Genomic DNA, 757 nt, shown 5'->3' on the forward strand with positions numbered 1-757 from the left:
ACCATGGCCATCGGGTCATTCGGCTAAGTGGCAATCATCCGGATTGGCGACGTCGGACAGCGTACCTACCTCGAACGTTTAAGGGCCTTGGTGTTCCTGGGAATGCTAGTCTGCCTAGGGTGCCGGAAGGTCGGGGAAGCTGGACATGGCCAAGCTCGGGTTCGATACGAGGGAGTCGCCGCAACCAAGATCGGCCTGGCCGGCGAACAGACACCGTGCCGACACGCCCTTGGCCAGATCCGCTGTCGCCGGCGCCGACTTCCTGATCGGCCATCCCGCTGCGGTGTGCGCGGACCGGGAAGCGCCGAGACGGCGCTGGACGATAAATGGAGACTTCACGACGCTTCGGCCAACCGGTGTGGCCCGTTACGCCCGCGAGGTCACCTTGGCTCTCGACGCCCTCATTTCAGAAGGGCATCCGCTCGGTCGCGACCTGGAGATTGATCTCGTGGTGCCGCGTCCGCTTTCGGAACCTTTGCGCCTCGATGCCATCCCCGTCCGGGTCGTTCCTGAATTCAGCAGGCCGCGACTGCCGCAATTTTGGGTGCAGGCGCAGTTGCCCTGGCATGTGCCTGGAGGATTGCTGAGCTTCTGCAATCTCGCTCCCGTCGCGCTGAGGCGCCAGATCGCGTGTATCCATGACATGCACACAAGGCTCATGCCGTCGAGCTACGCGCGAGGATTCCGCTGGGCGCACCGCTTGATCCTGCCGGCACTTGGCAGGCAGGCCGCCCGCATCACGACCGTCTCGCAACTC

The 757-nt window shown here is 63.9% G+C and carries 1 pseudogene; it reads left to right on the top strand.

Annotated features, from left to right (window positions below):
• Positions 1–358 precede the first annotated feature (358 nt).
• Positions 359–757 (top strand): annotated as a pseudogene (locus tag EN914_RS37185) (glycosyltransferase family 1 protein); the annotation flags it as partial.

The sequence above is a fragment of the Mesorhizobium sp. M7A.F.Ca.CA.001.08.2.1 genome, assembly GCF_003998455.1.
In the GTDB taxonomy this organism is placed as follows: domain Bacteria; phylum Pseudomonadota; class Alphaproteobacteria; order Rhizobiales; family Rhizobiaceae; genus Mesorhizobium; species Mesorhizobium ciceri.